22 protein-coding genes are annotated in these 25,707 nt (G+C 72.7%); 6 read left to right on the top strand and 16 right to left on the bottom strand.

All coding sequences use genetic code 11. The annotated features are described in order from the left end of the window. Window positions 1-10: 10 nt before the first annotated feature. The 3 genes from ABZ948_RS28855 to ABZ948_RS28845 all read right to left on the bottom strand — a co-directional run bounded on the left by ABZ948_RS28855 (window position 11) and on the right by ABZ948_RS28845 (window position 4,169). Window positions 11-988 carry an alpha-ketoacid dehydrogenase subunit beta gene (locus tag ABZ948_RS28855; protein ID WP_359764298.1) on the bottom strand — a complete coding sequence of 326 codons (978 nt, stop codon included), beginning with the start codon at window positions 986-988 and terminating at the stop codon, window positions 11-13. A gap of 1 nt (window position 989) precedes the next feature. Continuing rightward, window positions 990-2,183 (bottom strand): pyruvate dehydrogenase (acetyl-transferring) E1 component subunit alpha, encoded by a 1,194-nt coding sequence (pdhA, locus tag ABZ948_RS28850; protein WP_359764296.1) that lies wholly within the window; start codon window positions 2,181-2,183, stop codon window positions 990-992. 390 nt (window positions 2,184-2,573) lie between these two features. Further along, a complete protein-coding gene (locus ABZ948_RS28845; protein ID WP_359764294.1) occupies window positions 2,574-4,169 on the bottom strand; it encodes a protein kinase domain-containing protein in 1,596 nt (531 codons plus the stop codon). Window positions 4,170-4,514: 345 nt separating this feature from the next. Here ABZ948_RS28845 and ABZ948_RS28840 point away from each other — a divergent pair, with 345 nt between their 5' ends. Further along, a complete protein-coding gene (locus ABZ948_RS28840) occupies window positions 4,515-6,164 on the top strand; it encodes a protein kinase domain-containing protein (protein WP_359764292.1) in 1,650 nt (549 codons plus the stop codon). 109 nt (window positions 6,165-6,273) lie between these two features. On the opposite strand, the gene ABZ948_RS28835 is transcribed toward ABZ948_RS28840, so the two are convergent. Then, window positions 6,274-6,816 (bottom strand): bacterial proteasome activator family protein, encoded by a 543-nt coding sequence (locus ABZ948_RS28835; RefSeq protein ID WP_031118134.1) that lies wholly within the window; start codon window positions 6,814-6,816, stop codon window positions 6,274-6,276. A gap of 300 nt (window positions 6,817-7,116) precedes the next feature. Here ABZ948_RS28835 and ABZ948_RS28830 point away from each other — a divergent pair, with 300 nt between their 5' ends. After that, complete coding sequence (locus ABZ948_RS28830) at window positions 7,117-7,629, top strand: hypothetical protein (protein ID WP_359764289.1); 513 nt, start codon at window positions 7,117-7,119, stop codon at window positions 7,627-7,629. Window positions 7,630-7,712: 83 nt separating this feature from the next. On the opposite strand, the gene ABZ948_RS28825 is transcribed toward ABZ948_RS28830, so the two are convergent. Continuing rightward, a complete protein-coding gene (locus ABZ948_RS28825) occupies window positions 7,713-8,702 on the bottom strand; it encodes an NAD(P)H-quinone oxidoreductase (RefSeq protein ID WP_359764287.1) in 990 nt (329 codons plus the stop codon). Window positions 8,703-8,871: 169 nt separating this feature from the next. On the opposite strand from ABZ948_RS28825, the gene ABZ948_RS28820 reads away from it, so the two are divergent. Continuing rightward, complete coding sequence (locus ABZ948_RS28820) at window positions 8,872-9,891, top strand: ATP-binding cassette domain-containing protein (RefSeq protein WP_359764285.1); 1,020 nt, start codon at window positions 8,872-8,874, stop codon at window positions 9,889-9,891. Further along, entirely contained in the window at window positions 9,888-10,736 is an 849-nt protein-coding gene (locus ABZ948_RS28815) for an ABC transporter permease (RefSeq protein WP_359764283.1), read from the top strand. The genes ABZ948_RS28820 and ABZ948_RS28815 overlap by 4 nt, the downstream gene beginning before the upstream one ends. A gap of 84 nt (window positions 10,737-10,820) precedes the next feature. Here ABZ948_RS28815 and ABZ948_RS28810 read toward each other — a convergent pair whose 3' ends face one another. The 6 genes from ABZ948_RS28810 to pdhA (ABZ948_RS28785) all read right to left on the bottom strand — a co-directional run bounded on the left by ABZ948_RS28810 (window position 10,821) and on the right by pdhA (ABZ948_RS28785) (window position 18,072). After that, window positions 10,821-11,918 (bottom strand): potassium channel family protein, encoded by a 1,098-nt coding sequence (locus tag ABZ948_RS28810; RefSeq protein WP_359764281.1) that lies wholly within the window; start codon window positions 11,916-11,918, stop codon window positions 10,821-10,823. After that, window positions 11,915-13,285, bottom strand: coding sequence for a molybdopterin molybdotransferase MoeA (locus ABZ948_RS28805; RefSeq protein WP_359764279.1), 1,371 nt, complete (start codon window positions 13,283-13,285; stop codon window positions 11,915-11,917). The genes ABZ948_RS28810 and ABZ948_RS28805 overlap by 4 nt, the downstream gene beginning before the upstream one ends. Continuing rightward, a complete protein-coding gene (locus ABZ948_RS28800; RefSeq protein ID WP_359764277.1) occupies window positions 13,282-14,289 on the bottom strand; it encodes an NTP transferase domain-containing protein in 1,008 nt (335 codons plus the stop codon). Before ABZ948_RS28800 ends, ABZ948_RS28805 begins: the two co-directional genes overlap by 4 nt. A gap of 86 nt (window positions 14,290-14,375) precedes the next feature. Next, window positions 14,376-15,932 carry a dihydrolipoamide acetyltransferase family protein gene (locus tag ABZ948_RS28795; RefSeq protein ID WP_359764275.1) on the bottom strand — a complete coding sequence of 519 codons (1,557 nt, stop codon included), beginning with the start codon at window positions 15,930-15,932 and terminating at the stop codon, window positions 14,376-14,378. Then, entirely contained in the window at window positions 15,932-16,936 is a 1,005-nt protein-coding gene (locus ABZ948_RS28790; RefSeq protein WP_359764273.1) for an alpha-ketoacid dehydrogenase subunit beta, read from the bottom strand. Before ABZ948_RS28790 ends, ABZ948_RS28795 begins: the two co-directional genes overlap by 1 nt. Further along, window positions 16,933-18,072, bottom strand: coding sequence for a pyruvate dehydrogenase (acetyl-transferring) E1 component subunit alpha (gene pdhA / locus ABZ948_RS28785; protein ID WP_359764271.1), 1,140 nt, complete (start codon window positions 18,070-18,072; stop codon window positions 16,933-16,935). Before pdhA (ABZ948_RS28785) ends, ABZ948_RS28790 begins: the two co-directional genes overlap by 4 nt. Window positions 18,073-18,259: 187 nt before the next feature. On the opposite strand from pdhA (ABZ948_RS28785), the gene ABZ948_RS28780 reads away from it, so the two are divergent. Further along, window positions 18,260-18,745, top strand: a complete 486-nt coding sequence (locus ABZ948_RS28780; protein WP_359764334.1) for an Lrp/AsnC family transcriptional regulator — start codon at window positions 18,260-18,262, stop codon at window positions 18,743-18,745. An 11-nt stretch (window positions 18,746-18,756) separates the two neighbouring features. Here the strand turns inward: ABZ948_RS28780 and ABZ948_RS28775 are convergent, their stop codons facing one another. Together ABZ948_RS28775 and ABZ948_RS28770 are read right to left on the bottom strand one after the other, a co-directional pair. Next, on the bottom strand, window positions 18,757-19,347 hold the full coding sequence (locus tag ABZ948_RS28775; protein WP_359764270.1) for a TetR/AcrR family transcriptional regulator: 591 nt from the start codon (window positions 19,345-19,347) through the stop codon (window positions 18,757-18,759). Then, complete coding sequence (locus ABZ948_RS28770) at window positions 19,344-20,861, bottom strand: 3-hydroxyacyl-CoA dehydrogenase (protein WP_359764268.1); 1,518 nt, start codon at window positions 20,859-20,861, stop codon at window positions 19,344-19,346. Before ABZ948_RS28770 ends, ABZ948_RS28775 begins: the two co-directional genes overlap by 4 nt. A 160-nt stretch (window positions 20,862-21,021) precedes the next feature. Between ABZ948_RS28770 and paaN the strand changes: the two genes are divergently transcribed. Beyond that, window positions 21,022-22,713: a phenylacetic acid degradation protein PaaN gene (paaN, locus tag ABZ948_RS28765; protein ID WP_359764267.1), complete on the top strand. Its 1,692-nt coding sequence runs from the start codon at window positions 21,022-21,024 to the stop codon at window positions 22,711-22,713. Here paaN and ABZ948_RS28760 read toward each other — a convergent pair. From ABZ948_RS28760 to ABZ948_RS28750, 3 genes are read right to left on the bottom strand one after another with little or no spacing between them, the layout of a single operon-like run. Then, window positions 22,710-23,456: a TrmH family RNA methyltransferase gene (locus ABZ948_RS28760; protein ID WP_359764265.1), complete on the bottom strand. Its 747-nt coding sequence runs from the start codon at window positions 23,454-23,456 to the stop codon at window positions 22,710-22,712. The two genes, paaN and ABZ948_RS28760, sit on opposite strands and share 4 nt — an antisense overlap. Next, a complete protein-coding gene (locus ABZ948_RS28755; RefSeq protein ID WP_359764263.1) occupies window positions 23,453-24,682 on the bottom strand; it encodes an HTTM domain-containing protein in 1,230 nt (409 codons plus the stop codon). Before ABZ948_RS28755 ends, ABZ948_RS28760 begins: the two co-directional genes overlap by 4 nt. Beyond that, complete coding sequence (locus ABZ948_RS28750) at window positions 24,679-25,452, bottom strand: DUF5819 family protein (protein WP_359764261.1); 774 nt, start codon at window positions 25,450-25,452, stop codon at window positions 24,679-24,681. The genes ABZ948_RS28755 and ABZ948_RS28750 overlap by 4 nt, the downstream gene beginning before the upstream one ends. Window positions 25,453-25,707: the final 255 nt, after the last annotated feature.

The following is a 25,707-nucleotide window of genomic DNA, read 5'->3' as shown; positions in this document are numbered from 1 at the left end:
GACCCTCTCCTCAGTACGCCAGCGAGCGGTCGACGGCATCCAGCACCCGGTCCAGGTTCGGCAGGTACTCCTCCTCCAGGCGGGCCGGCGGGTACGGCGCGTGGTAGCCGCCGACGCGGAGCACCGGGGCCTCCAAGTGGTAGAAGCAGCGCTCCGTGATCCGGGCGGCGATCTCCGCGCCCGAGCCGAAGAACACCGGCGCCTCGTGGACGACGACCAGGCGGCGGGTCTTCTCGACGGAGGCCTGGATCGAGTCGAAGTCGAGCGGGGAGACCGAGCGCAGGTCCAGGACCTCCAGGTTCCGGCCCTCCTCGGCGGCCGCGTCCGCGACCTCCTGGCAGAGCTTCACCATCGGGCCGTAGGCGGCGAGCGTGAGGTCGGTGCCCTCGCGGACCACCTGGGCCTTGTGCAGCGGGCCCGGGATCGCCTCGGTGTTGACCTCGCCCTTGTCCCAGTAGCGGCGCTTGGGCTCGAAGAAGATCACCGGGTCGTCGCTCTGGATGGCCTGCTGCATCATCCAGTACGCGTCCGACGCGTTCGACGGGCTGACGATCTTCAGGCCCGCCACGTGCGCGAAGAGCGACTCGGGCGACTCGGAGTGGTGCTCCACCGCGCCGATGCCGCCGCCGTAGGGAATGCGCACGACGACCGGCATCTTGACCTTGCCCAGCGAGCGGGCGTGCATCTTCGCGAGCTGCGTGACGATCTGGTCGTACGCCGGGAAGACGAAGCCGTCGAACTGGATCTCCACCACCGGGCGGTAACCGCGCAGGGCCAGGCCGATCGCCGTGCCGACGATGCCCGACTCGGCGAGCGGGGTGTCGATGACGCGGCTCTCGCCGAAGTCCTTCTGCAGGCCGTCCGTCACCCGGAAGACACCGCCGAGCTTGCCGACGTCCTCGCCCATGATCAGGACCTTGTCGTCGGACTCCAGGGCGCGACGCAGCGACTCGTTGATCGCCTTGGCCAGAGCCAGTTTCTCAGCCATTTCAGTTGCCCCCCTCGTCGGCGAACGACGCCTGGTACGCGGCGAACTGGGCACGCTCCTCGTCGACGAGCGCGTGTCCGTCCGCGTAGACGTTCTCGAAGATGGCGAAGTGGTCCGGGTCCGGCATGGCACGGACCGCCTCGCGCACTCGTTTGCCCAACGCCTCGGACTCGGCCTCCAGTTCCGCGAAGAATCCCTCGTCCGCGTGGTTTGAGACCTCCAGGTAGCGGCGAAGGCGCAGGATCGGGTCCTTGGCCTCCCAGGCCTGGCGCTCCTCGTCGCCGCGGTAGCGGGTGGGGTCGTCGGAGGTGGTGTGGGCGCCCATGCGGTAGGTGAACGCCTCGACGAGGGTCGGGCCCTCGCCGGCGCGGGCCCGCTCCAGGGCCCACCGGGTGACCGCGAGGCAGGCGAGCACGTCGTTGCCGTCGACCCGGACGCCCGGGAAGCCGAAGCCCTGGGCGCGCTGGTAGATCGGCACGCGGGACTGCTTCTCGGTGGGCTCGGAGATGGCCCACTGGTTGTTCTGGCAGAAGAACACGACCGGGGCGTTGTAGACCGCGGAGAACGTGAACGACTCGGCCACGTCGCCCTGGCTGGAGGCGCCGTCGCCGAAGTAGGCGATCACCGCGCTGTCCGCGCCGTCCTTGGCGACGCCCATCGCGTAGCCGGTGGCGTGCAGCGTCTGGGAGCCGATGACGATCGTGTAGAGGTGGAAGTTGTTGCCGTTCGGGTCCCAGCCGCCGTTGTTCACGCCCCGGAACATGCCGAGCAGGTTGGTCGGGTCCACCCCGCGGCACCAGGCGACGCCGTGTTCGCGGTAGGTGGGGAAGACGTAGTCGTCGTCGCGCAGGGCCCGGCCGGAGCCGATCTGGGCGGCCTCCTGGCCGAGCAGCGAGGCCCACAGGCCCAGCTCCCCCTGGCGCTGCAGGGCGGTGGCCTCGGCGTCGAAGCGACGGGTGAGCACCATGTCGCGGTACAGGCCGCGCAGCTCTTCCGGGGTGACACCGGCGACGTACTTGTCGTACTCGGCGTTCTTGACGCGCTTGCCTGCGGGCGTCAGCAGCTGCACGAGCTGGGGCTCGGCACCGGCGTCCTTCTTGGCGGTCGTGCGGGTGGTGCGCTTGGTGCCGGTGGTGCCGGCCTTGCTTCCGGCGCTGCGTCGCGGTGTGCGCGCGGCAGTGCTCTCCACGGTCACGTGTGCTCCTCCGTCGGTCCGGCCCCCGGGGTTGCCGGTAGGCCAGTGCGGCTCACCTGTTCCGACCCCGGGGCACGGGGTGGGTGCCACTCGGCCGGGAACAGGCGTGACAGGTGCCCCGGCGAGCGCCCTGCAAAAAGCACGTTACCCAGTGCGCCACATTTCTGTGAAACCCCTCCTGACCTGCGATTTTGCTTGGATATCCAAGTAAATCGGAGAGGCGTCGAAGGGGCCCTGGTCACAGCCTTGCAGGAGGCCGGAGCTACCGCACGTTAACCCGGTGACCCAGGTCACGGGAAGACTTGTTCTGTCGGCGTGCCCCAACGACACGCGCGCGTGGGCCCCGTCTCCGGGTCCCACGCGCGCGTGGAGCAGGTGTTTCCGCGGCTGTCAGCCGCCGCCTTCCTCGCCCGGGCCGCCGACGACACCGGTGGTGGTGCCGGCGTCGGTGCCGCCCGTGTCGCCCGTCGGCGTGCCGCCCGGGTCCGTGGGCTCCCCACCGGTCGGCTCCGCGGTGGTCGGCTCACCCGTCGGCTCACCGGTCGGCTCACCGGTGGGCGACTCGGGGGCGCTCTGCGACGGCGTGACGGACGGGGTGTACGACGGCGTCCAGTTGCCGTTGCCGTTTCCGGTGCCGGTGCCGTCGTCCGTGGACGTGTCGGTCGGCTCGTCGGTGGCCTCGTCGCTCGGCGTCTCGCTGGGCGTCTTCTCCTCGGTCGTCTGCGAGGAGGTCGGCGACTGCTTCTTGCTCGGGTCGTCCTTGTTGTCCCCGGTGTTCTGCAGGGCCAGGGCGACACCCGCGGCGATGGCGATCACCGCGAGCACGGCGAGGATCCACAGCTTGCCCCGGCCGCTGCCCTTGTTGCCGTTGCCCTCGAAGCCGCCGTCGTCCCCGCCGCCGTAGCCCGCGGGCAGGATCGGCGAGGGGATCTGCGCGGTGCCGGAGGCGTCCCCGGGGTGGCCCATCACGGCCGTCTGGGCGAAGCCGCCCGACGGGGTGTGCCGGCCCTCGTGCATGTCGACCGGGCCGGTGTTCCAGGTGCCGGTGTGGCCGCCCTGGTCGTAGAGCATCTGCAGCGCGTACTGGACGAGTCCGCGCATCTCCTCGGCCGTCTGGAAGCGGTCGTCGGGCTCCTTGGCGAGGGAGCGCATGACCAGGCCGTCCAGCTCCGGCGGGCAGGCGTCGGAGGCCTCGGACGGCGGCGTCGGGATGTCCTGGACGTGCTGGTAGACCACCGACAGCGGCGTCTCGCCGGTGAAGGGCGGGCGCAGCGAGAGCAGTTCGTAGAGCAGGCAGCCCGTCGCATACAGGTCGGAGCGGTGGTCGACGGCCTTGCCGAGGGCCTGCTCGGGGGAGAGGTACTGCGGGGTGCCCATGACCATGCCGGTCTGCGTCATCGTGGTGGACGCGCCGTGCAGGGCGCGGGCGATGCCGAAGTCCATCACCTTCACGGCGCCGTTGTGCGTGATGATGACGTTGGCCGGCTTGATGTCGCGGTGCACGATGCCGTGCTGGTGCGAGTAGGCGAGCGCCTCCAGGACACCGGAGACGATGATCAGCGCCTGCTCGGGGCCGGGCGCCTCGGCGTTCAGGAGGAGGTCGCGGATGGTGCGGCCCTCGACGATCTCCATGACGATGTACGGCACGGACTGGCCGCCCACGAAGTCCTCGCCGGAGTCGTACACGGCGACGATCGCGTGGTGGTTGAGACCGGCCACCGACTGGGCCTCGCGCGTGAAGCGCGCCTTGGACACCGGGTCCTCGGCGAGGTCGGACCGGAGCAGCTTGACGGCGACGGTGCGCCCGAGGCGGACGTCCTCGGCTGCGAACACCTCGGCCATGCCGCCCCGGCCGAGTCTGCGGGTCAGCCGGTACCGGCCGTCCCCGACCAGCCCGCCATTACCCCAGGACTCCGGCGCGTCCGACATGCCGCCGCCAGTCGCCTCGGGGTCGGACGGGCCCTGAGCGCGCTGCTGCTGTGCCATCAGTCCTCGCCGTCGTTTCTGCCCGCGGTGCGCGCGGTGTTGTTACGGTCTCCGTCGGCCACGCTACAGCCTCCGCGCAAGCCTCCGGTCCGAGACGGGTGCCAGGACCGGCACGGGACGGACGGGCCATGAAACCTTTACTCCGTACTGTCGTGCAAATTCTGTGCACCGGCCGTACGCCCCCTGTAACGCTTCCGCGACGCTTCCTTCGCGTACGGTCACGGAACGGGCACCGCGCTTGACGTGTCGGTGCCCTGGGGCAGACTTGGCCGGGAATGGCGGTTTGGATCAACGACGGATCACACCGGTCGGCGGCGCCTTCAAGGGCTACGGGGGACAGGGAACATGAGCCAGGACGGCGCACAGGGCCGGCACACGGGGCGGGCGCTCGCCAACGGCCGCTATCAGCTGCGTGATCTCCTCGGCCAGGGCGGCATGGCCTCGGTGCACCTCGCCTACGACAGCGTGCTCGACCGACAGGTCGCGATCAAGACACTTCACACGGATCTCGGACGGGAACAGGCCTTCCGCGAGCGGTTCCGCCGCGAGGCCCAGTCCGTGGCCAAGCTCACGCACACCAACATCGTCTCGGTCTTCGACACCGGCGAGGACACCCTCGACGGCATGACGACGCCGTACATCGTCATGGAGTACGTCGAGGGCCGCCCGCTCGGCTCGGTGCTCGACGACGACGTGCGGCAGCAGGGCGCGATGCCCGCCGACAAGGCGCTGAAGATCACCGCCGACGTGCTGGCCGCGCTGGAGATCAGCCACGAGATGGGCCTGGTCCACCGCGACATCAAGCCGGGCAACGTGATGATGACCAAGCGCGGCGTGGTCAAGGTCATGGACTTCGGCATCGCCCGCGCCATGCAGTCCGGTGTGACGTCGATGACGCAGACCGGCATGGTCGTCGGCACCCCGCAGTACCTCTCGCCGGAACAGGCCCTCGGCCGGGGTGTGGACGCCCGCTCCGACCTGTACTCGGTCGGCATCATGCTGTTCCAACTGGTCACCGGGCGGCTGCCCTTCGACGCGGACTCACCGCTGGCCATAGCGTACGCACACGTCCAGGAGGAGCCGCCGGTCCCGTCCTCGGTGAACCGCGCGCTGCCCCCGGCCGTGGACGCGCTGATCGCCCGCGCCCTGAAGAAGAACCCGAACGAGCGCTTCCCCAGCGCCGAGGCCATGCGCGACGAGTGCCTGCGTGTGGCGGCGTCCTTCCAGGCCGCGCCGCCCAGCATCGTCCCGGGCGCGCAGACCCCGAGCGGCGCGGGCGTCGGCTCGGCCGTCTTCCCGCCGGTCGACCAGGCGGCCCCGGCGCCCTCGGGCCAGGTCCAGACGCCGTACCAGCCGACCCCGCCGCCGAACCCGTACGGCACGCCCGCCCCGGCGGCGCCGTCCCCGGCCTACGGCTATCCGCAGCAGGGCGGCTACCAGACGCCGTCCCCGGCCGGCTACTCCCCGCAGCCGGGCCCGTCGACGCCGCCGCCGTACAACCTCACGCCCCAGACCGCGCCGGCCTCCTCGGGCGGCGGCCGGAGCAACCGGCCGGTGATCATCGGCTCTATCATCGTGTCCGTCGTCGCGGTCGGCGGCCTGGTCACCGCGCTGCTGCTGAACGGCGGCGGCGAGAAGAACCAGGGCGGGGGCGGCGGCGCGAGCGCGTCGGCGTCGGCCTCCGCGACCAAGGAGGCCGGCTACCGGGGCCCGGACACCTCCAAGACGATCGACACGGAGGAGTGCACGGAACCGCAGGAGTCCTACAACGACCCCGACAAGATCCGTGTCCCGGACTTCAAGTTCAAGAACATCACGTCGGTCAAGGCCTGCCTGCAGGCGGCCGGCTGGCAGCTGAAGACCACGGACGTCGACGAGAACACCTACGGCGACGGGACGGTCATGAACCAGTTCCCGTCCGCCGGCACCGACGTCGACCCGGAGAACATGCCCGAGATCGAGCTCGGCGTCTCGACGGGCAACCCGCCGTCCTGACGGCCCGGACATGCCGTCCTGACGGTCCGGACATGCCGTCGTGACGGTCCGGACATGAGGAGGGGCCCGGTGGCTTCGGCCACCGGGCCCCTCTTCGTCCCCGCGAGGTCTACAGGTACGGGCCGCCCGAACGACCGCCCGGGTGCTGCTCGTCGAGTCCGTCGTGGCCGACGCCCGGAGGGAGGGCGCGGCGCATCTGCTCCAGCTGGGCGCGGGCCGCCATCTGCTGGGCGAACAGCGTGGTCTGGATGCCGTGGAACAGCCCCTCCAGCCAGCCGACCAGCTGGGCCTGGGCGATGCGCAGCTCCGCGTCGCTCGGGGTCGCCTCGTCGGTGAACGGCAGGGAGAGCCGCTCCAGCTCCTCGACCAGCTCGGGCGCCAGACCGTCCTCCAGCTCCTTCACCGAGCTGGCGTGGATCTCCTTGAGCCGGACCCGGCTGGCCTCGTCCAGGGGAGCCGCACGCACTTCCTCCAGCAGCTGCTTGATCATGCTGCCGATCCGCATGACCTTCGCGGGCTGCTCCACCTGTTCCGTGACCGGGGTCTCGCGGGACTCCTCGTCTCCGCTGCCGCCGCCGAGCGCCATGCCGTCCTGGCCCACGACCAGGATCTGCGGGTTCTCCGGCGACCTTTCGTTCCTCGGCATCTCCATGCCGCCATTCTCTCGCACGCCTGCACCTCACCTCCGTGGTGCCCCCACGGGAGGCTGATCCACCGTGCTGGGAGAGACGTGTTGCTCAGGGCCGGGGTTGCTCCCCGGCGGGCGGTTCCCCCTCGCGGGTGAAACGGAGCACAACCGGTGGTGTATCGGCACAACCGGACTGCGCCGCGATTCCACCCGTCGGCCGAACCCGGAATGCCGGATGTCATGCGGAATGTGAGGCTGATGGCCTCTATACGACCGAACTTGCCGATCTTGCCCTACCGGGCACGGCGGGAGGGGGTCACCCACGTGACTCCATGGCAACGCGCACTGCGGGCGGCGGGACTGGCGCTCGCTCTGGGGGCGGGTGCGGTCGTCTCACCGTACGGATCCGTCCCGTCCCACGGTGCCGTCCTCGTGTACGACGACCGGGCCGGGGCCGGGGCGGTCGCCGCCGCTCCGACGGCCCCGTCCGCCCTGGCCGCGCCGTCCGCCCTGGCAGCTCCGTCCGCCCTGGCCGCGCCGTCCCGGCCCGGCGAGCCCTCGCGGGCCGGGAGCCGGGCGGGTGAGGGGCGGCAGCGCCCCGGGCGGCCGGAGGACACCCGGAAGCCGGACGCCGACGCCACCACCGCCAGGCCCGAGGCGTCCCGGGAGGCCGCCCCGGTGCCCTCCGCGCCGGCGGAGCAGCCGGTACGGGAGGCCGCGACCACCGAGCGCCCCGTCGGGCCGGTCCTGCGGATCCTGCCGCTGGGCAGCGGGCTGGTGCTGATCGGCCTGGGACTGGGGCTGGCGTTCGTGGCGCTGCGGCTGCGGCGGGTCTAGCGGGTCCGGAGGTCTAGCGGGTCTGAGGTCTGGAGGGTCTGAGGTCTGGAGGGTCTGGAGGGTCCTCTGGCTCGGGGCCGGCGTCAGGCCGCCCGCGGGGCGATCAGCAGCACCTTGCCGATGTGGCCGCTCTCCTCCACGACCCGGTGGGCGGCGGCCGCCTCCGGCATCGGGAGCTCGCGGTCGACGACCGGACGGAGATGACCGCCGGCGAACAGGGGCCAGACGTGTTCGCGCACGGCCGCGACGATGGCCGCCTTCTCCTCCAGCGGCCGGGCGCGCAGGGACGCCGCGGTGACGGCCGCGCGCTTGGCGAGCAGGGCGCCGATGTTCAGCTCACCCTTGACGCCGCCCTGCATGCCGATGATCGCCAGCCGGCCGTTGACCGCGAGGGCCTTGACGTTGCGCTCCAGGTACTTGGCGCCCATGTTGTCGAGGATGACGTCGGCACCCGCCCCGTCCGTGGCCTTCCTGACCTCCTCGACGAAGTCCTGCTCGCGGTAGTTGACCAGGATGTCGGCGCCCAGCTCGGCGCACCGGTCCAGCTTCTCCCTCGTACCGGCGGTGACGGCGACCCGGGCGCCGACGGCCTTGGCGAGCTGGATGGCCATGGTGCCGATGCCACTGGAGCCGCCGTGCACCAGGAGCGTCTCGCCCGGGCGCAGGTGGGCGATCATGAAGACGTTCGACCAGACGGTGCAGACCACCTCGGGCAGGGCCGCGGCGTGCTTCAGCTCGACGCCGTCGGGCACGGGCAGCAGCTGTCCGGCCGGGACGACCACCTTCTCGGCGTAACCGCCGCCGGCGAGCAGCGCGCACACCTCGTCGCCGACGTTCCAGCCGGAGACGCCGGGGCCGATCTCGGCGATCCGCCCGGAGCACTCCAGGCCGGGGTAGGGGGAGGCGCCGGGCGGCGGGTCGTAGAAGCCCTGCCGCTGCAGGAGGTCGGCCCGGTTGACGGCGCCGGCCGTCACCTCGACCAGGGCCTCGCCCTCGCCGGGCGCGGGATCCGGGACCTCGTCCCAGACCAGCGCCTCGGGCCCACCAGGTTCGGGAATCGTGATCGCATGCATGGAAGGGACGCTACCCCTCGGTCCCCGGACGGAGTCCCCTCCGTCTCCGGTACGGCTCCGCCTACGCCGTTCGTCCGGTCCTGGCGGAAACCCATGTGCGGGACCGATGAGTTTGGGCGACGGTGAAGGTCTCCCCATGCGTAGCCCAGTACTCGGAAGGACCCGAAGCATGAGCACGCAGTCGTCCGGCCTGGCGATCGAGACCGCGGGCCTGGTGAAGACGTTCGGTGAGACGAGGGCCGTCGACGGAGTCGACCTGTCCGTGCCGGCGGGCACGGTCTACGGCGTGCTCGGCCCGAACGGCGCCGGCAAGACCACCACCGTGAAGATGCTCGCCACACTCCTGCGACCGGACGGCGGCGAGGCCCATGTCTTCGGCCACGACATCGTCCGCGACGCCGACGAGGTGCGCGGCCGGGTGAGCCTCACCGGCCAGTACGCGTCGGTGGACGAGGACCTCACCGGCACCGAGAACCTGGTCCTGCTGGGCCGGCTGCTCGGCCACCACAAGAAGGCCGCCCGCGAGCGCGCCGCCCAGCTCCTGGAGGCCTTCGGGCTGACGGAGGCGGCCGGGAAGCAGATCAAGCACTACTCGGGCGGCATGCGGCGCCGGATCGACATCGCCGCGTCCATCCTCAACACGCCCGACCTGCTGTTCCTCGACGAGCCGACGACCGGCCTGGACCCGCGCAGCCGCAACCAGGTGTGGGACATCGTGCGGGCCGTGGTCGCCCAGGGCACCACCGTGCTGCTGACCACGCAGTACCTGGACGAGGCCGACCAGCTGGCGTCCCGGATCGCCGTCATCGACCGCGGCCGGGTGATCGCCGAGGGCACCAAGGGCGAGCTGAAGTCGTCCGTCGGCGCCGGCTCCGTCCACCTGCGGCTACGGGACCCCGACCGGCGGACCCTCGCGGCCGACCTGCTGCGCCGGGCCCTCGACGCCCAGGTGCAGCTGGAACCCGACCCGGTGGCCCTGACCGCCCGGCTCGGCACGGCGGCGAGCGACGACTCCGCCGCCGAGCAGGCCGCCCGGGCGCTGAGCGAGCTGGCCCGGGCCGGGATCACCGTCGACAACTTCTCGCTGGGCCAGCCCAGCCTGGACGAGGTGTTCCTCGCCCTCACCGGACACGACACGCACGACTCCTCCGACCGCTCCGACGACCCGAAGGACGAGGTGGCTGCATGAGCACCGCGACGACCACCGAGAGCAAGGACCTCGCCCCGGTCAGCGCCGAGTCCCTCGCCGCGCTGCTCATCGCCAAGGACCGGCCGCCGCGGCCCAGCGCCTGGTCGGCCTCCATGACGTTCGGCTGGCGCGCGATCCTGAAGATCAAGCACGTGCCGGAGCAGCTCTTCGACGTCACGGCGTTCCCGATCATGATGGTGCTGATGTACACGTACCTGTTCGGCGGGGCGCTGGCCGGCTCGCCGAAGGAGTACATCCAGTTCCTGCTGCCGGGCATCCTCGTGATGTCGGTCGTGATGATCACGATGTACACGGGCGTCTCGGTGAACACCGACATCGAGAAGGGCGTCTTCGACCGGTTCCGCAGCCTGCCGATCTGGCGGCCGTCGACGATGGTCGGCTATCTGCTCGGTGACGCCCTGCGGTACACGATCGCGTCGGTGGTGATGCTCACCGTCGGGATGATCCTCGGCTACCGGCCGGACGGCGGGATCGCCGGTGTGCTCGCCGGGATCGCCCTGCTCGTGCTGTTCTCGTTCGCGTTCTCGTGGATCTGGACGATGTTCGGGCTGATGCTGCGCACCGAGAAGTCGGTGATGGGCGTCAGCATGATGGTGATCTTCCCGCTCACGTTCCTGTCGAACGTGTTCGTCGACCCGAAGACCATGCCGGGCTGGCTCCAGGCGTTCGTCAACAACAGCCCCATCACGCATCTGGCGTCGGCGGTGCGCGGCCTGATGGGCGGCGACTGGCCGGCCGCCGAGATCGCCTGGTCGCTGGGGTGGGCCGGACTGTTCGTGCTGGTCTTCGGGCCGGTCACGATGCGGCTGTACAACCGGAAGTAGCGCTCGAACCCGGAAGCAGCCCTCTGGCCTCGGCCGGCCGTCGCGCCCGGGCGGGTGCGGGCGGCCGGCCGTCCGCTGCCGCGGTCAGTCCCGGGACATCGGGCGGATGTCGGGCGTGACCTGGGTGGCCGGTGTCTTCCGCACGATCGTGATGAGCCGGTCGGCCAGCTCCAGCCGTCCGACGGCCGGATCGTCGTAACCGAGCACGCGGTGCCCGCGTATGACGCTCACGACCAGATCGGCGACCTCCCGCGGCGTCTTGCCCACCTCGGCCTTGACGACCGGCCGTTCGACGATGTCAAGCCCGCTGCCCTGCTGGATGAGGTCCTCCATCACCATGCCGGCCGAAGGGCTGAGCACGGACAGGCCGAGCAGACGGCCGGCGGCGCTGGCGCTGGTGATGACGGCGTCGGCGCCCGACTGCTTGACCAGCGGCGCGTTCTCCTCCTCCCGGACCGTGGCCACGATCTTCGCCCCGCGGTTGAGCTGCCGGGCCGTCAGCGTCACCAGCACGGCCGTGTCGTCGCGCTGGGTCGCGATGATGATCTGCCGCGCCTTGTGGACCTCGGCCCGCTTGAGCACCTCACTGCGGGTCGCGTCCCCGACGATGCCGGTGTAGCCCTCCGCGGTCGCGGCATCGATCACCTTGGAGCTCGGGTCGACGACGACGACCTGCTCCTTCTTCAGGCCCGTCGCGCAGACGGTCCGGATCGCCGACCTGCCCTTCGTGCCGAAGCCGATGACGACGGTGTGATCGCGCAACGTGGACCTCCAGCGGGTCAGTCGCCACTCCTCACGGGTGCGTTCGGTGAGGGCCTCGAGGGTGGTGCCGACCAGGATGATCAGGAACAGCACGCGCAGGGGCGTGATGACGAGGATGTTCGTGAGCCGGGCGGCGTCGCCGGCGGGGGTGATGTCACCGTAACCGGTGGTGGAGAGGGTGACGGTCGCGTAGTAGAAGGCGTCGAGGAGGGTGATGCCGCCGCCCGCGTTGTCGTTGTAGCCGTCTCGGTCGGCGTAGACGATCAGCGCGGTCGCGACGAGGACCACCAGCGCCATGGAGAGCCGCTTGGCGACCTGGCGGATCGGATGTTCCACCACTTTCTTCGGGAGTTTCACCCGATGGGTCACCAGATGCTCGTCCGCCTGGCGGGCGATCGCGTCCTGGCCCGGAAGTTTCACGTGAAACACACCCCGATTCCTGCGGACGCCCAGGGCAGGTCGAGCAGTTCCGCCTCCTGCCCGGGACGTGTACCCCCCGGTGGCACGACGGCCAGCGCGTCGGCCGCCGCGATGCCGCGGAGCATGGCCGGGCCGTTGTAGTGCAACGGCACCGCCTCGTCTCCGCGCAGCACGACGGGCACGAGCCGGGTGTCGTACGGGTGCCCCTGAACGGGGTCCCTGAGCGGCAGCGTGTACGGCTCCGGGGCCGGGCGGGCCGCGAGGGTCCGCAGCAGCGGCTCGGCGAGGGTCAGCAGCCCGGAGACCGCGGCGAGCGGGTTGCCGGGCAGGCCGACGAGGTGCTGGGTCTCGCCGGTGCGGGCCAGCAGCATGGGGTGGCCCGGGCGCACCCGGACGCCGTCCACGAGGAGTTCGGCGCCGATCCGGCGCAGGGTGGGGTGGACGTGGTCGACCGGGCCCGCGGCGGTGCCGCCGGTGGTGACGATGACGTCGGCGTCGGCCGTGGCGATCGCCTCGTGCAGGGCGTCGGCGTCGTCGCGGATCCGTCGTACGGCGGTGATCTCGGCTCCGAGCGCGCGCAGCCAGGGCGGCAGCATCGGGCCGAGCGCGTCCCGGATCAGGCCGTCGTGCGGGCGCCCTTCGGTGAGCAGTTCGTCGCCGAGGACCAGGACTTCGGCGCGGGGGCGGGGAACGGCGGTGACCGTGTCGTATCCGGCCGCCGCGGCGAGTCCGAGGACGGCCGGGGTGACGAGGGTGCCGGCGGGGAGGAGCTGGTCGCCGCTGCGGCACTCCTGGCCGCGCGGGCGGATGTCCTGGCCGGGGACGACGTCCCGGGTGGCGTGCAGGCGGCCCTTGTCGTCGGTGCGGCCGTGCTCGCTGCGCAGGACGGCGGTGGTGTCCGGGGGGATGCGGGCGCCGGTGGCGATCCGGACGGCTTCGCCGTCGGTGAGGGGCGCGGGGGTGGCGTGCCCGGCCAAGACGCCCTCGTCCCGTACGGCCCAGGGGGCGGGTCCGGCGACCGCCCAGCCGTCCATCGCGGAGGTGTCGAAGGAGGGGAGGTCGGTGAGGGCGTCGAGCGGGGCGGCCAGGGTGAGGCCGAGGGCGGCGTCGAGAGGCGCGGAGACGGGGGCGCGGCGGGCGGCCCGGACGGCGCTCCGGGCGGCGCGTTCGGCCTGGGCGCGGGCTTCGGGCCAGGGGGTGGCGTGGTGGCGGGCGTCCGGCCGGTGCGGTGTGCCGGGGCTGTCGGTTCCGGCTCGGGGCGCGGGCTCGGGCGGAGGGTTGCCGTTGCTGTTCCTCACGAGGGCGAGCACCTCCTCGACGTCGAGGTCCTCGGCGTCCTCACCGGCGCGCGTGCCGTGCGGGGTCATCCGGCGTCCGGGCGGGTGTCGGGCGTGGCGTCGGGGGCGACGTCGGGCTGGGCCGCGGCGGCGGACCGGCCCGAGGAGGCGGACTGGTCCGATGCGGCGGGCTGGGTCTTCGCGCTGCTCTCCTCCGCCCAGCGGGCCGCGAGGGCCGCTGCCTTGCGGGAGGCCTCGGCGACCGCCTCGGGGCCTGCACCGGCCCGCGCGGCCGCGTAGCCGACGAGGAAGGTGGTCAGCGGCGCCGCGGGCCTGGCCACACCGTGGGCGGCGTCGCGGGCGAGGTCGAGCAGGGCGCGGGTGTCGACGTCGAGGTCGATCCCCAGTTCGTCCTTGACGGCGGAAATCCATTCATCCAACACGTGACCATGCTCCCTGATGCGTGCCCTGGCGGTGGCGATGTCGTCCCAGGTGTCGCAGTCGAACGACGCGACGGGGTCGGAGACGCGGGTGAGGTCCAGCTCGGCGACGAGGCGCCGCAGCGGCAGGCCGTCCAGACCGCCGTGCCTCGCGGCGAGGAGTTCCAGCGTCTCGTGCAGGTGGCGCGTGCGGTACGCGGCCACGAGCGGCTGGTCGCGGCCGTCGGGGTCGGTCAGCAGCACGCCGTCGGTCCCGCTCGCCCGGAGCGTCCCCAGCAGCCGCCCGACGGTCCGCTCCTGGAGGAACGGCAGGTCGGCGGAGAGCACCACGACGTGCTCCGCGGTGACGGGCCGCAGCCCGGCGCCGAGCGCGGCGAGCGGGCCGCCGCCGGGCGGGTCCTCCCGGGCCCAGGTCACGGGGCGTGCGGTCGGCCGGGGCGCGGCGACGACGACGGTGGTGCGGGCGCCGCCGCACGCGGCGAGCACACGGTCGAGCAGGGCCCGTCCGCCCACGCGCACACCGGGTTTGTCGGCGCCGCCGAGACGCCGGGCGGCACCACCGGCGAGCACGACGGCGTCGTACGCGGCGGGGTCCGCCCGCTGCGCGGGGCCGGCGTCGGCGCCGGGTTCTCCGGGGGGCTCGTAGGCGGTCACCCCCCGAGTATGCGTGCCCCCGCGATCACAGGGAACGCGGGGGAACCGGCGCGATCACGGGCGCCTGCTCACGCCGGGAACAGGAATCACAGCGTCCGCAGCAGCACCGCCGGCTGTTCCACGCAGTCCGCCACGTACCGCAGGAAGCCGCCCGCCACGCCGCCGTCGCACACCCGGTGGTCGAAGGTGAGCGAGAGCTGGACGACCTGCCGTACCGCCAGCTCGCCCTCGTGCACCCACGGCTTGGGGACGATGCGGCCGACGCCGAGCATGGCGGCCTCGGGGTGGTTGATGATCGGCGTGGAGCCGTCGACGCCGAAGACCCCGTAGTTGTTCAGCGTGAAGGTCCCGCCGGTGAGGTCCGCGGGCGTCAGCGTCCCGGCGCGGCCCGCCTCGGTCAGCCGCGCGAACTCCGCGGTGAGCGACTCGGCGTCGCGGGCGTGCGCGTCCCGTACGACCGGGACGACGAGCCCCCGGTCGGTCTGCGCCGCGAAGCCCAAGTGCACGTGGTCGAACCGGACGACCTCCCTGGCCTCCGTGTCCACGGTGGCGTTGAGCTCCGGGAAGCGGGCGAGCGCCGCCGTGCAGATCCGGGCCAGCAGGGCCAGGAGGGAGATCTTCGGTCCGCCGGCCGCGTTCATGGCCGTGCGGGCGCGCATCAGTTCCGTGGCGTCGGCGTCCACCCAGCAGGTCGCGTCCGGGATCTCCCGGCGGCTGCGGGCCATCTTGTCGGCGACGGCGCCGCGGATGCCCTTGAGGGGCGTGCGGATCTCGCCGGGGGCCGTGGTCGCGGAGGACCGGGTCGCCGGTGCGGCCGTACCCACGGCCTGCGCGGCACCGGCCGCGTCCGCCGGCTGCGGCACGGGCACGTGCGGCTGCGCCGCCGTGCCGCCGCGGCCCGCCGCGCGCAGCGCGTACTCGACGTCCGCCCGCAGGATCAGCCCGTCCGGGCCGGAGCCGGTCAGCTCCCGCAGGTCGAGGCCGTTCTGCCGGGCCAGCCGGCGGACCAGGGGCGAGATCACCGGGACGGGGCCGTCGTCGACGGCGACAGCGCCCGCGTGCCCGTTCACCGGGCCGGAGGGGCCGTCGGCCGCCGCCGGTACGGCCGCGTCGGCTCGCTCGGACCCGGCCACGTCGGCTCGGGCGGCCCTGGCCACATCGGCTCCGGCGGTCCCGGCCGCTCCGGCTCGCTCCGTCCCGGCCGCTCCGGTCCCGCCGCCCGGGGCCGCCCCGGCCCCGGCGGAGGCACTCGTCACCGGCCGTCCCGGCCGCACCCTGCGGCGCCGCGCGGGTGCCTCGGACGTGCCGTAGCCGACCAGGACGTTGCCCGAGCCCTCGCCACCGGCACGGGACGGGCTCCCGGCGCCGGATTCCGGGCTGCCGCCGGACGGCGGGCGCTCCCCCACCGCCACCGTGATCAGCGGCGCCCCGACGGGCAGTTCCGTGCCCTCCTCGCCGAAGCGGGCGGTGACCACGCCGCCGTAGGGGCAGGGCACCTCGACCATGGCCTTGGCCGTCTCGACCTCGACGACCGGCTGGTCGATGGCTACGACGTCGCCGACCTCGACCAGCCAGCGCACGATCTCCGCCTCGGTGAGCCCCTCACCGAGGTCGGGCAGCTTGAACTCCAGCACCTGTGCCATCAGCTCTCGGCCTCCCACTGCAGGCGCCCCACGGCGTCCAGGATCCGGTCCACACCGGGCAGGTGGTGGCGCTCCAGCATCGGCGGCGGGTACGGGACGTCGAACCCGGCCACGCGCAGCACCGGCGCCTCCAGGTGGTGGAAGCAGCGCTCCGTGACCCGGGCCGCGATCTCCCCGCCCGGGCCCCCGAAGGAGCCCGACTCGTGGACGACGACCGCGCGTCCCGTCCGCCGCACCGAGGCGCACACCGTCTCGTCGTCGAACGGCACCAGGGAGCGCAGGTCGACGACTTCGAGGTCCCAGCCCTCGGCCCGGGCCGCCTCTGCCGCCTCCATGCAGACGGGTACGGACGGCCCGTACGTGATGAGCGTGGCGCTCCGGCCGGAGCGCCGCACCACCGCGCGGCCGATCGGTTCAACGGGCGTGGGCTCCTCGGGGTTCCAGGAGTCCTTCGACCAGTACAGCCGCTTGGGCTCCAGGAAGACGACCGGGTCGTCGGAGGCGATGGCGGCGCGCAGCAGCCCGTAGGCGTCGGCGACGGTCGCGGGCGTGACGACATGGAGCCCCGGAGTCGCCATGTAGTACGCCTCGGAGGAGTCGCTGTGGTGCTCGACGCCGCCGATGCCGCCGCCGTAGGGGACGCGGATGGTGATCGGCAGGGGCATGGCGCCGCGGGTGCGGTTGCGCATCCGGGAGACGTGCGAGATGAGCTGCTCGAACGCCGGGTAGGCGAACGCGTCGAACTGCATCTCCACGACCGGCCTGAGGCCGTACATGGCCATGCCGACGGCCGTGCCGAGGATGCCCGCCTCGGCCAGCGGGGTGTCCGTGCAGCGCTCCTCGCCGAACTCCTTGGCGAGGCCGTCGGTGACGCGGAAGACGCCGCCCAGGGTGCCGACGTCCTCGCCCATGACGTGCACGGCGGGGTCGGCGGCCATCGCGTCGCGCAGCGCGCGCGTGAGGGCCTGTGCCATGGTGGCCGGCTTCACGGCGACGGTGGTCATCGGTGCGTGCCCCCCTCGGCCTCGGCCTCCAGCTCGGCCCGCAGCTGCTCCCGCTGCTCGCGCAGTTGCGCGGTGGGCTCGGCGTAGACGTGGGTGAACAGGTCCATCGGGTCGAGCGCCGGGTCCTGGTTCATGCGCTCACGCAGGGCCGCCGCCATGGTCTCGGCGTCCTGCCGGGCGGCCTCGATGCCGGACTCGTCGAGCAGGCCGCGCGTGGTCAGCTCCCGCTCCAGCAGCCGGATCGGGTCGTGCGCGCGCCAGGTCTCGACCTCGGCGTCACCGCGGTAGCGGGTCGCGTCGTCGGCGTTGGTGTGGGCGTCGACGCGGTAGGTGATGGCCTCGACGAGGGTGGGGCCGCCGCCCTCGCGCGCGTGCCGCACGGCGTCGGAGAGCACCTCGTGCACGGCGGCGGCGTCGTTGCCGTCGACCAGGCGGCCGGGCATGCCGTAGCCGACGGCCTTGTGGGCCAGCGACGGGGCCGCGGTCTGCTTGGCCAGCGGGACGGAGATCGCGAAGCCGTTGTTCTGCACGAGGAAGACGACCGGGGCCTGCCAGACGGCGGCGAAGTTCAGCGCCTCGTGGAAGTCGCCCTCGCTGGTGCCGCCGTCGCCGACCATGGCCAGCGCGACGACGTCGTCGCCCTTGAGGCGGGCGGCGTGCGCGAGGCCCACGGCGTGCGGCAGCTGCGTGGCGAGCGGCGTGCACAGCGGGGCGACCCGGTGCTCGTACGGGTCGTAGCCGGTGTGCCAGTCGCCGCGCAGCAGGGTCAGCGCCTCGACGGGGTCCACCCCGCGGGCCACCACGGCGAGGGTGTCGCGGTAGCTCGGGAAGAGCCAGTCCTGCTCCTTCAGGACCAGCGCGGCGGCGACCTCGCAGGCCTCCTGGCCGGTGGTGGAGGGGTAGACCGCGAGACGGCCCTGCTTGGTGAGCGCGGTGGCCTGCGCGTTGTAGCGCCGGCCCTTCACCAGCTCCGCGTAGAGCCGGCGCAGCAGCTCCGGGTCGGCCTTCGCGGCCGCCTCGGTGCCGAGGACGCGGTACGGCTCGGCGTCGGGCAGCAGCGGCGCGGGATCCATGCGCGGCTGCCAGGCGGGCGGCGGGGTCGGCCGGTACGCGCCCCGCTGCTCCATGACCGTCATGACGGCACCTCCTCGTGGGAGCTTCGAGAGGCACGTCGGCTGTGATGCGCCTCACCTACCGATTGTTCGGTCGTCGGCACATTTTGGCTACGGGTGGCCTCAGGCTGTGGACAAACGGTTCTCCACAGCCTGAGATGGACGCAGTACGTCCATGGCAGGGAGGGTGGCGCGGGTGGCATCTGAACAAATGGCCGAGAGCCCGCAGGACAGCGGTGCGCTGCCGCCGGCGCGGCCCCTGGACGCCATCGACCAGGACATCCTGCGCATGCTCCAGGCGGACGGCCGCGCCTCGATAAGGTCGGTCGCCGAGCGGGTCCACGTCTCGCGCGCGAACGCCTACGCCCGCATCAACCGGCTCGTCGAGGACGGCGTCATCCGCGGCTTCGGTGCCCGCGTCAACCACGAGCGGGCCGGTCAGGGGACGTCCGCGTACATCACCCTGAAGATCGTCCAGAACTCCTGGCGCACGGTGCGCGAGCAGCTCAGACAGCTGCCCGGCGCCTCCCACATCGCCCTGGTGGGCGGGGACTTCGACGTGCTGCTGCTGGTGCACGTGTCCGACAACCGGGCCCTGCGCGAGCTGGTGCTCACCCGGCTCCAGGCGATCCCGGAAGTGCTCAGCACGCGCACGCTGCTGGTCTTCGAGGAGGAGGACCTGGAGCCGCAGAGCTGAACCGGCCGGGCTCAGGCGTCCTTGCGGAGCCCGCCGAACGCCAGCTGCACCACCGCGTCGGCCACCTCGCGCTCGCTCATGCCCCGCCCGTCCGGGCGGTACCACTCCACGATCGAGTTGATCATCCCGAAGACCAGCCGGGTCACCAGCCGGACCTCCACGTCGCCCCGCACGTCCCCGTCCGCCGCCGCGGCCTTCAGCAGGTCGGCGACCCGGTGGTCGAAGTCGCGGCGGCGCTCCAGGGCCCACCGCTCGGTGTCGGTGTTGCCGCGCACCCGCAGCAGCAGCGTCACGTAGGGCAGCTCGGCTATGAGCACCTCGACCATGCGCCGCACGACGTACTCCAGGCGCTCCGCGGCGCGCCCCACGCGCGCGTGCTCCTCGTCGAGGATGCCGAAGAGGCCGTCCAGGGCCCGGCTCACGGCCCGGCGCAGCAGCTCCTCCTTGCCGGAGACGTGGTGGTAGATCGACGACTTGGAGATGCCGGCCGCCTTGGAGAGGTGCTCCATGGAGGTGCCGTCGTAGCCGCGCTCGTTGAACACCCGGACGGCGACGGACAGCAGGGTGTCCGGGGTGTAGGTGTCGCGTTTGGCGGTGGTCATGAGGCGGTGCCCTCCCGCTTGTCGGAGGCGTGGGCGTGGCGGTACAGCGCGAGGGACGGCGCGTAGCGCCCCGAGGGGTCGCGCAGGTGCAGGTCGTCCAGGAGGGCGTAGGCCCAGGAACGGCCGAGCCTGCGGCTCCACTCGAAGGGGCCCAGGGGGTAGTTGACGCCGAGGCGCATCGCGGTGTCGATGTCCTCCTCGGTGGCGACGCCCTTGGCGACGGCGTCGTGCGCGAGGTCGATGATCCGCGCGACCGTGCGGGCGACGATCATGCCGGGGACGTCGCCGATGACGGTGACCTTCTTGCCGAGCGCCTGGAAGAGGCCGGTGGCCTCGGCGAGGGTCTGCGGGGCGGTGTCCTGGGAGGCGGACAGGGCGATCCGGGTCGCCTTGCGGTAGTCCAGGGCGAGGTCGAAGTAGACGACGTCCCGGAACTCCACGGAGGTCTGCCCGTCGGCGAGGACGAGCTGGCCGCCGCTCGGCAGCACCAGGCGGGTGCCGTTGTCCTCGTCCTCCTCGCGGACCGGGATGCCCGCCTCGCGGATCAGCGCGAGCAGGTCGGAGGCGGGACCCAGGTCGCCCTCGGCGACGACGTAGGCGGGCGGCTGCCGCTGCTCGGCGGTGTCCGGCTCGGGCCGCTCGGCGCCACCGCCGTGGTCGTACCAGCCCTGGCCGGTCTTGCGGCCCAGCCGGCCCGACTCGACCAGGCGGCGCTGGGCGAGGGACGGGGTGAAGCGCACGTCCTGGAAGAAGGACTCCCAGACCGACCGCGTCACCGACTCGTTGACGTCCTGGCCGATCAGGTCGGTCAGCTCGAAGGCGCCCATCCGGAAGCCGCCCGACTCGCGCAGCACGGCGTCGATGGTGGCCGGGTCGGCGCCCTGTGCCTCGTACACGGCGAAGGCCTCGGCGTAGAAGGGCCGGGCGATGCGGTTGACGATGAAGCCGGGGGTGTCCGCGCAGGCGACCGGCGCCTTGCCCCAGGCGCGGGCCGTCTCGTACGCGCGCGTGGCGTACGTGACGTCGGTGGCGAAGCCGGAGACGACCTCGACCAGCGGCAGCAGCGGCGCCGGATTGAAGAAGTGCAGGCCGACGAAGCGGCCGGGGGCGCGCAGGGCCCCGCCGATGGCGGTGACGGACAGCGACGAGGTGTTGGTGGCGAGCAGGCAGTCGTCGTCGACGATGCCCTCCAGCTCGCGGAACAGCTCCTGTTTGACGTCCAGCCGCTCCAGGACCGCCTCGACGACGAGGGAGCAGTCGGCGAGCTCGGCGAGCGTCCCGGCGGGCAGCAGGCGGGCGCGGGCGGCGTCCCGGTCGGCGGCGGTGAGCCGGTCCTTCTCGACGAGCCGGTCCAGCCGGGCGCCGATCGCCTCGGCCGCCTCCCGAGCCCGCCCGGGGGCCGCGTCGTACAGCCGTACGGGATGGCCCGCGACCAGCGCGACCTGGGCGATTCCCTGGCCCATGGTGCCGGTGCCGACGACGGCCACGGGGCTGCTGAGGTCCAGTGCTGTCATGTGCGCGATCCTCCCGCACGGGGTTTTCCACAGATGCGGCGGACCCCCTTGAACCGACCGATCGTTCGGTTACTCTAGCTCTGTCCGAGTGTTCCTGCCCAGGTTTCTGCCCAGGTCATGAACTCGACGAGGAGTTCTTGAGACGAGGAGTTGGTCACCCATGACCGCCGCACTCTCGGCGCACGAGCTGATCGCCCGGCACCGGTCCACCCTCGACCAGGCGCTGGAAGCGATCCGCACGCGCGCGTACTGGTCCCCGCACCCCGAGCACCCCAAGGCCTACGGGGAGAACGGCAGCCTGGACGCGGCCGCGGGCAAGGCCGCCTTCGACGCCCTGCTCGGCACCCGCCTCGACTTCGGCCAGCCCGGGACGGACGACTGGGTGGGCGGCGAGACCTCCCCGTACGGCATCGACCTGGGCGTGACGTACCCGCACGCGGACCTCGACGTGCTGCTGCCCGCCATGAAGGCCGGGCAGCGGGCCTGGCGGGACGCGGGCGCGGAGCAGCGCGCGGTGGTCTGCCTGGAGATCCTCAAGCGCATCAGCGACCGGACGCACGAGTTCGCGCACGCGGTCATGCACACCTCCGGCCAGGCGTTCATGATGGCGTTCCAGGCGGGCGGGCCGCACGCGCAGGACCGCGGCATGGAGGCGGTGGCGTACGCGTACGTGGAGCAGGTGCGCACGCCGGACAACGCCGAGTGGACCAAGCCGCAGGGCAAGCGCGACCCGCTGGCCATGAACAAGCAGTTCACGCCGGTCCCGCGCGGCATCGGCCTGGTGATCGGCTGCAACACCTTCCCGACGTGGAACGGCTACCCGGGCCTGTTCGCCTCCCTGGCCACGGGCAACGCGGTCCTGGTCAAGCCCCACCCGCGCGCGGTGCTGCCGCTCGCGCTCACCGTGCAGGTCGCCCGCGAGGTGCTGGCCGAGACGGGCTTCGACCCGAACCTGGTGGCGCTGGCCGCCGAGCGCCCGGGCGAGGGCATCGCCAAGACGCTGGCCCTGCGCCCCGAGATCCGGATCATCGACTACACGGGCTCAACGACCTTCGGCGACTGGCTGGAGGCCAACGCCCGCCAGGCCCAGGTCTACACGGAGAAGGCCGGCGTCAACACGGTCGTCGTCCACTCCACGTCCGACTACAAGGGCATGCTCTCCAACCTGGCCTTCTCGCTGTCCCTGTACAGCGGCCAGATGTGCACGACCCCGCAGAACCTGCTGGTCCCGCGCGAGGGCATCGCGACGGACCAGGGCCCCAAGTCGTACGACGAGGTCGTCGCGGACCTCGCGAAGGCCGTGGACGGCCTGCTCGGCGACGACGCCCGGGCGAACGCGCTGCTGGGCGCGATCGTCAACCCGGACGTGAAGGCGCGGCTGGAGAAGGCGCCGGGCCTGGGCGAGGTCGCCCTGGCGTCCCGGGAGATCACCAACGCGGACTTCCCGGGCGCGGTCGTCCGCACGCCGGTGATCGTGAAGCTGGACGGGGCCAAGCCGGACGCGGAGGCCGCGTACATGAGCGAGTGCTTCGGGCCGGTGTCCTTCGCCGTCGCGGTGGACTCGGTGACGGACGCGGTGGAGCTGCTCGGCCGGACCATCCGCGAGAAGGGCGCGATGACGGTCGGCGCGTACACCACCGACGCCGAGGTCGAGCAGGCCGTGCAGGAGGTGTGCCTGGAGGAGGCGGCGCAGCTGTCGCTGAACCTGACGGGCGGGGTGTATGTGAACCAGACGGCCGCGTTCTCCGACTTCCACGGATCGGGCGGCAACCCGGCGGCCAGCGCGGCGCTGTGCGACGGGGCGTTCGTCGCCAACCGGTTCCGGGTGGTCGAGGTGCGGCGGGAGGCCTAGGGGGTGCCCGCGCGGCAGCTCCAGTGGTACAGGGTCATGGCCACGCTCGTCGCCAGGTTGTAGCTGCTGACCTGGGGGCGCATGGGCAGGGACAGCAGGTGGTCCGCACGCGCGCGCAGTGCCGTCGACAGGCCCGTGCGCTCCGAGCCGAACGCGAGGACGGCGTCGTCCGGGAGCTTGACGCCCCGGATGTCGTCGCCCTCGGGGTCGAGGGCGAACAGCGGGCCGGACGGCAGCTCGGACACCTCCAGCCGCTCCACCGCCGTCGCGAAGTGCAGCCCGGCCCCACCGCGTACGACCGTGGGGTGCCAGGGGTCGACCGTCCCCGTGGTGACCACCCCCGTCGCCCCGAAGCCGGCGGCCAGGCGGATCACCGCCCCGGCGTTGCCCAGGTTGCGCGGGTTGTCGAGGACCACGACGGGGGCCGTGCGGGGCGTGGCCGCGAGCTTGTCGAGGTTGGATTCACGGGACGGCCGTACGGCCAGGGCGGCCACCGCCGTCGGATGCGGGCGCGGCACGAGCGACGCGTACGTCTCCGGCGGCACCTGAGTCAGCAGCGCGGCCAGACCGTCCCGTACGTCGGGAGCCAGCTCGTCGGCGAGGGCGAGCGCGGCCGTCCGGTCCGCGGCGACCGCCACCGGCACCTCGGCGCCGAACCGCAGCGCGTGCTTGAGGGCGTGGAAGCCGTCGAGCAGGACGGTGTCGCCGGCGAGCCGGTGCCAGAGGGCGACGGGGTCGGTCATGCTCCGAAGCCTACGTGCGTGCCCTCGGGGCTCTCGTGCGCGTGCGGCCCGGCCGGCGGCTCACGGCGGTGGCGCCGGTCGCGCCGGAGGAGAAGGAGGAGGCGGTTACGTGCGCGCGCCGCCCCGCCGCCCAGGCGGCGCAGGAAGGTCGTCGGCAGGAACACCGCGTCCGCCGCGATCATCGCCAGCGAGAAGAACGGCAGGCCCAGGACGACGGCGATCACGGCGTGCTCGGTGATCATCACGGCGAGCAGGACGTTCTTCACCCGCCGGTTGAACAGGGTGAACGGGAAGGCGACCTGCACGAGGACGGTCCCGTAGGTCATGAGCATCACCAGCGTGCCGCTGGCGGACAGCAGGTCGGCGAGCGCCGGCCAGGGCGAGAAGTACTCCAGGTGGAGCGGGTAGTAGACCGCGGTGCCGTCCTGCCAGCGGGAGCCCTGGATCTTGTACCAGCCGGCCGTGGCGTAGATCAGGCAGGCCTCCGCCATGATCACGAGCAGGGCGCCGTTGTGCACGACGTTCGCGACGACGTCGAGCAGGAGCCGCGTCTCACCGGACCTCGCGCGGCGCCCGGCCAGCCACCACAGCGCCTGCCCGGCCCACACGGTCCACAGCAGCGCCGGTATCAGCCACTCGCCCTGCATCCGGCCGGCCAGGGTCGCCGCGACCAGCACGAACCCGAGCACGCCCCACAGGACCGGTCCGGTCCGGTCCGTGACCCGCTCGCCCCGCGCGCGTGCCGCCCCGGCCCGCGAGGCCCGCCGGGCGTCCAGGGACCACACCTGGGCGCAGCGCGTGAACACCAGGTAGACCGACATCAGGTGCAGCACGTTGTCGCCGCCGTCGCCCATGAAGACGCTGCGGTTCTGCAGCGACAGCACGCCGACCATGAACAGCACCGACATGGTGCGGGTCCGCCAGCCCAGCATCAGCAGGGCACTGGCGAGGATCGCGAGGGCGTAGACGCTCTCGAACCAGATCCGGCCGTCGGACCACAGCAGCGCGGTGAAGGCCCCGTTCGTGCCGATCAGCTGCTCGGCCAGGTTCCAGCTCCACGGGCCGTCGGGGCCGTAGAGCTCATGGCGGTGGGGCAGCTCGCGCAGCAGGAACAGCAGCCAGGTCGCGCTGAAGCCGATGCGGATGACGGCGGTCTGGTACGGGCCGAGGGCGGCCTCGGTGACCCGGGCGATCCCACGCGAGACGCACAGCGAGAAGCGGTTCACCGCACACCTCCCGCGGCCTCGTCCCGCGGCACCCTCCACCACGGCAGCTCGCGGTAGGACGGCGTCGTGGAGACCTTCTCGCGGCTCCACTCGGGCGGGGGCACGTTGCTGGTGCGGGAGCGGACCTGCACCCGCTCGACGGCACCGCCGCCCCCGGTCGTCGCCCGCACCGCGTCGTCGCGGTCCAGGCGCAGCACCGCGATCCGGCGCAGGTACGACTCGGAGAGCGAGCCGCGCAGGCCCACCGGGCGGTTCTCGGCGTCGTGCGTCGCGACGAAGAAGTCCCAGGCGCGGCGCAGCTCGTTCTGCTGGGTGTGGCTGGGCAGCAGATTGCCGTCGATGGCCCGGCCGTCCTCGGCGGACAGGTCGTACCAGCCGGTCGTCAGCGTCATGCCGTCCGTCGTCCGGACCTGGGCACGGACCTGGATCGAGATGTTCTGCTGCAGCGGGTTCGGCGCGAAGAGCTTCCAGTTCTGCTCGAACTCCGGATAGACCCAGTCGTCCACGGCCCTGCCGTGCTCCTTGGTGACCGTGTTCGGCGGCGCGACGTGCAGGAACATCATCCCCAGATGCACACAGACCCCGATCGCGACGACCGCCAGCGCCACGGCGACGACGACCTGGTAGCGGAGGGGGAGCGCCGCGACACCGCTGCGGGGGTCCGCGGGCGGAGGCGGCACCAAGGGCGGGCCGGGCTCGGCGGGCGGAGGCGGCTCGGCCGGCGCGTCCGGCCCGTGCCGGGCGTCCGAGCCCTCGTCGTACGCGTTCATTCCGCCCCGTTCCCGATCACGGTCCGTCGTTCCGCCCGCCCGGCCGCGGGGCCTCGTACCGCCCACGCGGCGCCGCGCGCGTCGGCACCGGCACGGTACTCAGGCCTCCCACCCGGGCACAGCCCCTGACACCGGTCCGGACCATGGCCCTCGCCACACCGCGCGAGCCGACCGTACGGCGCCCGCGTCCGCCCGGGAGCGCGGTCCCCCTGGTCCACAGGGGACCCCCGCAGGTTATCCACAGGGCGCGCCGGC

Source organism: Streptomyces olindensis (assembly GCF_040645895.1).
GTDB classification, from domain to species: domain Bacteria; phylum Actinomycetota; class Actinomycetes; order Streptomycetales; family Streptomycetaceae; genus Streptomyces; species Streptomyces olindensis.
The sequence above is the reverse complement of the archived record's forward strand: the minus strand, read 5'-3'. Positions and strand labels throughout refer to the sequence as shown.